Source organism: Staphylococcus sp. HMSC062H10, assembly GCF_001836945.1.
In the GTDB taxonomy this organism is placed as follows: Bacteria; Bacillota; Bacilli; order Staphylococcales; family Staphylococcaceae; genus Staphylococcus; species Staphylococcus aureus.
In genome coordinates this window covers 43,025-50,768 of sequence record NZ_KV830978.1, presented here as the reverse complement: position 1 = coordinate 50,768, position 7,744 = coordinate 43,025, and the positions used below count along the sequence as shown (strand labels likewise).

At 34.9% G+C, this 7,744-nt stretch carries 7 protein-coding genes; 1 reads left to right on the top strand and 6 read right to left on the bottom strand.

The window, feature by feature from the left end; genetic code table 11:
- The first annotated feature begins 332 nt into the window (after nt 1-332).
- On the top strand, nt 333-749 hold the full coding sequence (locus tag HMPREF2658_RS07265) for a hypothetical protein (RefSeq protein WP_000688535.1): 417 nt from the start codon (nt 333-335) through the stop codon (nt 747-749).
- 76 nt (nt 750-825) lie between these two features.
- Here HMPREF2658_RS07265 and ilvA read toward each other — a convergent pair whose 3' ends face one another.
- Genes ilvA through ilvC form a run of 6 tightly spaced genes read right to left on the bottom strand, consistent with a single transcriptional unit; the run spans nt 826 to nt 7,678 of the window.
- The gene (gene ilvA / locus HMPREF2658_RS07260; RefSeq protein WP_000216864.1) at nt 826-2,094 is read right to left on the bottom strand and encodes a threonine ammonia-lyase IlvA; all 1,269 of its coding nucleotides are present in this window, start codon (nt 2,092-2,094) and stop codon (nt 826-828) included.
- Nucleotides 2,095-2,108: 14 nt separating this feature from the next.
- On the bottom strand, nt 2,109-2,681 hold the full coding sequence (gene leuD / locus HMPREF2658_RS07255) for a 3-isopropylmalate dehydratase small subunit (RefSeq protein WP_000718956.1): 573 nt from the start codon (nt 2,679-2,681) through the stop codon (nt 2,109-2,111).
- A complete protein-coding gene (gene leuC / locus HMPREF2658_RS07250; RefSeq protein WP_000531827.1) occupies nt 2,682-4,052 on the bottom strand; it encodes a 3-isopropylmalate dehydratase large subunit in 1,371 nt (456 codons plus the stop codon).
- Nucleotides 4,053-4,065: 13 nt separating this feature from the next.
- Nucleotides 4,066-5,112 (bottom strand): 3-isopropylmalate dehydrogenase, encoded by a 1,047-nt coding sequence (gene leuB, locus HMPREF2658_RS07245; RefSeq protein ID WP_000221939.1) that lies wholly within the window; start codon nt 5,110-5,112, stop codon nt 4,066-4,068.
- Between the two features lie 2 nt (nt 5,113-5,114).
- Nucleotides 5,115-6,644, bottom strand: coding sequence for a 2-isopropylmalate synthase (locus tag HMPREF2658_RS07240; RefSeq protein ID WP_000094576.1), 1,530 nt, complete (start codon nt 6,642-6,644; stop codon nt 5,115-5,117).
- 29 nt (nt 6,645-6,673) lie between these two features.
- On the bottom strand, nt 6,674-7,678 hold the full coding sequence (ilvC, locus tag HMPREF2658_RS07235; protein ID WP_000214552.1) for a ketol-acid reductoisomerase: 1,005 nt from the start codon (nt 7,676-7,678) through the stop codon (nt 6,674-6,676).
- Nucleotides 7,679-7,744: the final 66 nt, after the last annotated feature.

The following is a 7,744-nucleotide window of genomic DNA, read 5'->3' as shown; positions in this document are numbered from 1 at the left end:
CAGGCAAGTTGAGACCGCAAGGTCTCTTTTTTTACGTCTAAAATGTCAAAGTAAAAATTAACACAAAGAAAAATGGCTTGGCGAAGTGAAAACGTTTGAATCTGACGAAACAAGAAAAGAGCGTAACGAGTTTAGTAGAGCTAAATGAGTAAGCGAGAGCCGAAGAAGAGGAAAGAAGCAAGCGATTGTCACAAGACAAGAAAGGTTCTTAGCGACGAAGGTAGCCAACTTACGTTCCACTAGAGTAGAACGTTGCCAGGCAAGTTGAGACTATAAGGATTTTTTAATACTAAATATACATGTAAGAATGAATGGTTGAAAGGAGAACGGATTTGAAAATATTTATTGGTACGATGTTAACTTTTTTATTTGTATGCTCATTGATTGTGTGTGGATTTTTTGCTTATAAAATATATTTTCCTACAGATGCTGAAAATAAGTCAGAAATCCCGAATCATATGCAAGAAAACAAACATGAAAAAGAAAACACGCATAATATTAATAATAATGGTAGTGAAGCTAATGAGAATTTTAATAATAAGAAGAAGCGTATAGAAAATATTGAAGATAAACAAAAAGCATATGCTTTGATGAGTATACCACGACATAATTTACCAGAAAGTGAGAAGGCTATTTATGACAAAGTAATTTCAACTGCCATTCAAAATATAAATAATGGGGTGGGGAATGAAGAAGACTTTAGGCTCAAAGAAATATACGATGGTATACAAAGCGTGCAACCTCAATAATGTAAAGCATAATAAAAAGCAGTCATAAGATGATTTCAATTAGAAATCAATTTATGACTGCTTTTCTTACTACGTGTTAAATTAACAATGAATATAACATCTTATTTTCATTAATATAAATATTGGAAGGATCGAAATGATTTACACGTTGTTTGAGTTGTATTAAATCATTATGATCTTTAAGTTGAATACCAATAATGACAGTACCTGTATTTTGAGAAGATTTTTTTAAGTATTCAAATTTAGTAATGTCGTCTTGAGGTCCTAATACGTCATTTACAAATTCTCTCAATGCACCTGGACGTTGAGGGAAATTTAAGATAAAGTAATGCTTCATTTCTTCGTATAGTAATGAACGTTCTTCAATTTCTTTCATTCGATTAATATCATTATTACCACCACTAATGACACAAACCACTGTTTTACCTTTAATATGATCTTTATAGTTTTCAAGCGCACTTACACTTAAAGCGCCAGCGGGTTCTGCTACTATTGCTTGTTTTGAATACATATCCAAAATTGTTGAACATACAGCACCTTCATCTACTTGTACGTAGTTATCTACATTTTTTTTGGCAATTTCAAAAGTAATATCGCCAACTCTGGCTACAGAAGCTCCATCGACAAATTTATCGATATTAGGTAATGTGATAACCTGATTATTTACGACAACAGATTCATACATACTACTAGCACCTGAAGGTTCAACTCCGATAATTTTTGTGTTGGGAGAATAGGATTTAAAATAGGTACTAATACCTGAAATTAAACCACCACCACCAATTGCGGCAAATAGATAATCAAAGTTAACATTGTCAGACTTTGCTTGTTCTAGCATTTCTTTAGCAAGCGTACCTTGTCCAGAAATTGTATGAACATTATTGAATGGATCTATAAAGTTCATTTGATGTTCACTTGTATAAGTTAAAGCTTCAGCTAAACAGTGATCAAATGTATCACCAGTGAGTACAACTTCAACGTTACTATTTCCAAAGAACTTTACTTGATTTACCTTTTGTAAAGGTGTAGTGACTGGCATAAAGATAACAGCGTTTAAATTAAGTTTTTTAGCTGTATAGGCAACACCTTGAGCATGATTACCTGCACTCGCACATGTAATACCTTTACTTTTAGCTTCATCTGATAAAACAGAAATAGCGTTGTAAGCACCTCTTAATTTAAAAGAACGTACCCACTGTAAATCTTCTCGTTTTAAATAAACTTTACAATCATACTTTTGAGATAAGTAATGGTCTAATTGTAAAGGTGTTTCTTTGACAATATCTTTAAGCCTTAAAAATGCTTCATCAATATCTTGTGTAGAAACAGTAGTTTTGACTGTCATAATATTCAACTCCCTTAAAGTGATTTTTCATATTTTTCTATTAATGATTCATATTGTAGGGTGATTGCAATGTCATCTAAGCCATTTACAAGTTTATTTTTCCATGTTTCATCGATATCAAAATGAAAACTTTTATCTGGTGATGACACAGTTTGATTTGGTAAATCGACCTCAATTTCTACATATTGAGCAAGATGTTCACGTGCACTTTTTTCTAAAACAATGGGTAACATCGCATTTTTGGTACAATTCATATAAAAAATGTCACTGAAACTTCCTGCGATGATAATGTGGAATCCGTAGTCCTTAAGTGCCCAAGCAGCATGTTCGCGACTTGAACCACATCCAAAATTATCACCAGTAATTAATATGGATGCACCTTTATATTGAGGCTTATTTGGATTGAAATCAGGATTATCTGAACCATCAGGTAAGTACCGCCATTCATCAAAAGCGAATGGACCAAATCCGCTTTTTGAAATACGTTTTAAATGAACTTTAGGAATAATTTGGTCTGTATCAATATTGTCATTGAAAAGTGGGACGATTTTACCTTTATATGTTGTAATAGGTTTGATTGCTGCCATTTAAACAACCACCTTTCTCACATCCACAAATTTACCGTGTATAGCTGCAGCTGCTGCCATAGCAGGGGATACTAAATGTGTTCTTGCACCTTTACCTTGTCGTCCTTCAAAGTTTCGATTACTTGTAGAAGCACAATGTACACCATCTGGTACTTGGTCAGGATTCATACCTAAACACATTGAACATCCTGGCTCACGCCATTCAAAACCTGCATTTTTAAAGATAGTATCTAGACCTAATTTTTCAGCTTCTTTTTTTACTGTACGAGAACCTGGTACGACAATAGCTGTAATATTTGGGTGAACTTTATTTCCTTTAACAATATGACTAGCTTCAATCAAATCTGAAAGTCTAGCATTTGTACATGAACCTAGGAAAACATATCCTAAGTCGATATCTTCAGCTTTTTGTCCTGGTTCTAATCCCATATAATCATACGCACGTTGATCGTTGATATCACTGATTTCAGGGAATGGTTCACTGAAATTAACACCCATTTCAGGATTAGTTCCCCATGTCACTTGTGGTTCTAATGTTGAAACATCAAGTTCAATTACACGATCAAATATCGCGTCGTCATCAGAATATAGCTCACGCCACTTATCAACTGATTTAGCGAAGTTATCGGCAAATGGTCTCCCTTTAACATATTCAAATGTTATATCATCAGGTTGGATTATGCCGTATTTGGCACCACCTTCGATAGCCATGTTACAAATAGTCATTCGACCGTCCATTGAAAGGTTTTTAATTGTTTCGCCAGTAAATTCCAAAGCATAGCCTGTACCAAAATCAACACCATACGTTTTAATTAAATGCAGAATAATGTCCTTAGCATAGACGCCTGTTGGTAAGGTACCATTAATATCGATTTTTAAGTTTTTGGGTTTTGTTTGCCATAGCGTTTGAGTTGCGAAAACATGTTCAACTTCACTTGTTCCAATTCCAAATGCAATAGCACCAAATGCTCCATGTGTTGCTGTGTGAGAGTCACCACAAACGATTGTTTTGCCGGGCTGTGTAAGTCCTGTCTCAGGTCCTACCATGTGAACAATACCTTGTTCATCAGAGCCCATATCAAAAATATGCACCCCAAAATCTATGGCGTTTTTTTGTAATGTTGTGATTTGTTTGTTTGCAATTTCATCTTTAATATTGAAAATATCAATAGTAGGAACATTGTGATCGAGTGTTGCAAATGTTAAATCTGGGCGTCTTAATTTTCTGTTTTGAAGCCTAAGTCCTTCAAATGCTTGAGGAGAAGTAACTTCATGTATAAGGTGTAAATCAATGTATAATAGTTGCGGTTCGCCCAATTTCCCGTATAACACATGTCTGTTCCATACCTTGTCAAATAATGTTTGACCCATTTACATCTCCCCCTTAGTGATTCAATTTTTGAGATAGAATTTCGAAAATATCAGTAGTATTCAGTTTGCCGCCTAAATCTGCTGTCGTTTGCCCATGTTCTATCATGTTATAAATATGTTGTTCTAATTCATCTGCAGCATCTGGTTGATTTAAGCTTTCACGTAAACACATCGCTAAAGATAGAATCATTCCAAATGGATTGGCAACGTTTTTACCTGCAATATCTGGTGCTGATCCATGAATAGGCTCATACAATCTTGGACCATCGTTACTAAAACTAGCAGAAGGTGATAGTCCAAGTGAACCAGGAATTACTGAAGCTTCATCACTTAAAATATCGCCAAATAAGTTTTCGCATACGATGACGTCAAATTGTTTCGGGTTTGTGATTAAATGCATACTACAAGCATCAACAAGTAAGTGATTTACTGTTACTTCTGGATATAATTGACTCACTTCATTTACGACTTTTCGCCACAATTTACTAGAAGCTAAAACGTTTTCTTTATCAACAGATGTTAGTTTTCCTCGTCTTGAAGCAGCCAATTTAAATGCTACGTGAACAATGCGTTCTATTTCTTCTCTTGTATAAGTAAGAGAATCTAAGGCCTCGTGATTATTAAAATGTCTAGGTTCTCCGAAATAAATACCACTTGTCAATTCACGGACTATAACTAAATCTGTGCCTTCAACGCATTCTTCCTTTAAAGGTGATAAAGAACTAGCGCCTTTGACAACGGTAGTGGGGCGTATATTTGCAAATAAATTTAATGATTTACGTAATTTTAATAATCCTTGTTCTGGTCGATTGTTAGGATCTGTCCATTTAGGTCCACCGATTGCACCCAGTAAAATAGCATCTGCTCTTTTACACGCATTTAAGGTTTTCTCAGTTAAAGGCTCGCCGAATGTATCAATAGAGGCACCACCAAATTCGTGGTGCTCTATTTGATAATTAAAGTTATATTTATTACTTATAATTTCAAGCAAGGATAGAGATCCGTTCAAAATTTCTGGACCGATTCCATCACCAGGTAGGGCAACAATGTTATAAGTCATAATTAATTACCTACCTTTTCAACATTTTCAGCTGCAAATTTAGCATGTGCTTCTACGTATGCCTTACATGAGGCTTGTAAAATATCATGATCAATACCAAAGCCATTGACAGTCTTACCTTCAATCAATAAATTTACATGTACTTCTGCTTGGGCATCAGTACCTTCAGTGACAGAATTAATACGATAATCAATTAATTCTGTTTCTTTTTGGAAAATACGATCAACTGCATTGTAAATTGCTACGATTGAACCAGTACCAATACTTGAATCCTGGTAAATATGGCCCTCTTTATCTTTAACAACAACAACAGCACTTTGAAGGCCGCTAGAGACATATTGTAGTTGTAGTGTTTCCAATTTATAAAGTGCTTGATGCTCATGCTCAGAACCTTGAATAATCGCATGAATATCTCTATCTGAAACAGATTTCTTTTTGTCCGCAATGGCCTTGAATTGTTTAAATAAATCTATTTGTGCTTCTTTATCAATGTCATAACCTAATGCTTTTAACTTCTCTGAGAAGGCGTGTTTACCAGATAATTTTCCTAATGGAAGTTCAGTCGTGCTTACACCAACAAGTTGAGGTGTCATAATTTCATATGTTTCACGATGTTTTAATACGCCATCTTGGTGAATACCTGATTCATGACTAAATGCATTTTGGCCAACAATTGCTTTATTTCTAGGCACTCGAATACCTGCATATCTTGAAATTAAATCCGATGTTTTTTTAGTTTCTTCGAGATTAAGGGCAGTTTGAGCACCATAATGATCATTTCGAACGTATAGTGCAAGCGCGACTTCTTCAAGTGCTGCATTACCTGCTCGTTCACCAATACCATTTACAGTGCCTTCAATTCGTCTCGCACCGCCTTCAATTGCAGCTAAACTATTTGAAACAGCCATTCCTAAATCGTCATGGCAATGAGCACTATAAATAATTTCATTTGAAGATGTTACAGATTCTGTTAAGGTTTTGAAAATATGTGCATATTCATCATGGTAACTGTAGCCGACTGTATCAGGAATATTAATAACTGTAGCTCCAGCGTCAACGGCAGTTTGTACACATTTCACTAAGAATGGTAATTCAGTACGCGTTGCATCTTCAGGTGAAAATTGAACAACGTCAAATAATTGTTTCGCGTATGTGACATGTTCTTTAATAGATGCTAAAACGTCTTCTTGAGACATTTTAAGTTTATGTTCAAGATGAATAGGTGATGTTGCTATAAAAACATGCACGACCGGCTTTGCTGCATCTTTTGTTGCTTCATATACAGCATCGATGTCAGATTTTTTACATCTAGCTAAACCACATACAGCCGTTGTTGTTAATGTTTGTGCAATTGCTTGAACAGATTTAAAGCTACCTGTACTTGAAGCAGGAAATCCAGCTTCAATAACATCTACACCCCATTTTTCTAATTGCAATGCAATACGCAAGCGTTCATCAAAAGTAAAATTCACTCCTGGTGTTTGTTCACCGTCTCTTAGTGTCGTATCAAAAATTTGAATATGACTACTCATATTTAACAACTCCTCATTGTAGGTCTATCTTATTTTTCAATGCTTTTAGATTTTATAAAAGGCATCATTTCGCGTAATTCACGACCAACTTTTTCAATTTGATGACCATGTTGTTCTTCGCGTAATTTATAAAATTCTTTGAATCCATTTTTATTGTCTTCGATAAAGCGATTACTGAAGTTACCATTTTGGATATCAGTTAATACAGCTTTCATATTTTCTTTAACATCTGGTGTGATAACACGTGGTCCTGAAACATAGTCACCAAATTCAGCAGTATTTGAAATTGAGTAACGTACATTTTCCATACCGCCTTCATACATCAAATCAACGATCAATTTCATTTCATGTAATACTTCAAAATAAGCTAATTCTGGTTGATAACCCGCTTCTACTAGTGTTTCGAATCCACTTTGAATTAATTTCGATACACCACCGCAAAGTACTGCTTGTTCACCAAATAAATCTGTCTCAGTTTCTTCTTTAAATGTTGTTTCAATAACACCTGCACGAGTTGCACCAATACCTTTTGCATAACTTAAAGCAATATTACGTGCTTGACCTGAAGCGTCTTGTTGAATACCAAATAGTGATGGTACAGCAGAACCTTCAACAAATGTACGTCTAACTAAATGACCCGGTCCTTTAGGAGCTACTAAAAATACATCAACATCAGCTGGTGGTTGAATAACACCAAAATGAATGTTAAAGCCATGAGCAAATGCAAGCGCATTATGTTTTTCTAAATTTGGTTCAATTTCGTTTTTGTATACATCACCTTGAATTTCATCAGGTAATAGCACCATAATTACATCAGCTTGCTTAACTGCTTCTGCAACAGGGAACACATCAAATCCATCTTCTTTAGCTTTGTCAAAAGAACGACCTGGTCGAATACCGATGACAACATCATATCCATTGTCTTTTAAGTTTTGTGCATGCGCGTGGCCTTGTGATCCATAACCTACTACTGCAATTTTTTTGCCTTGTAAAGCGTCCGTTTTTACATCTTGATCATAATAAACTGTTGTCATAATAAATTCCTCCAAATAATTAAATGTTTTGTTTTTCGAAAATTCTGAAATATAACTTTGTAATAG

Coding starts and splice junctions, on each gene's coding strand:
- ilvA (WP_000216864.1), bottom strand. CDS start 2,094: ATGACAGTCAAAACTACTGTTTCTACACAAGATATTGATGAAGCATTT.
- leuD (WP_000718956.1), bottom strand. CDS start 2,681: ATGGCAGCAATCAAACCTATTACAACATATAAAGGTAAAATCGTCCCA.
- leuC (WP_000531827.1), bottom strand. CDS start 4,052: ATGGGTCAAACATTATTTGACAAGGTATGGAACAGACATGTGTTATAC.
- leuB (WP_000221939.1), bottom strand. CDS start 5,112: ATGACTTATAACATTGTTGCCCTACCTGGTGATGGAATCGGTCCAGAA.
- HMPREF2658_RS07240 (WP_000094576.1), bottom strand. CDS start 6,644: ATGAGTAGTCATATTCAAATTTTTGATACGACACTAAGAGACGGTGAA.
- ilvC (WP_000214552.1), bottom strand. CDS start 7,678: ATGACAACAGTTTATTATGATCAAGATGTAAAAACGGACGCTTTACAA.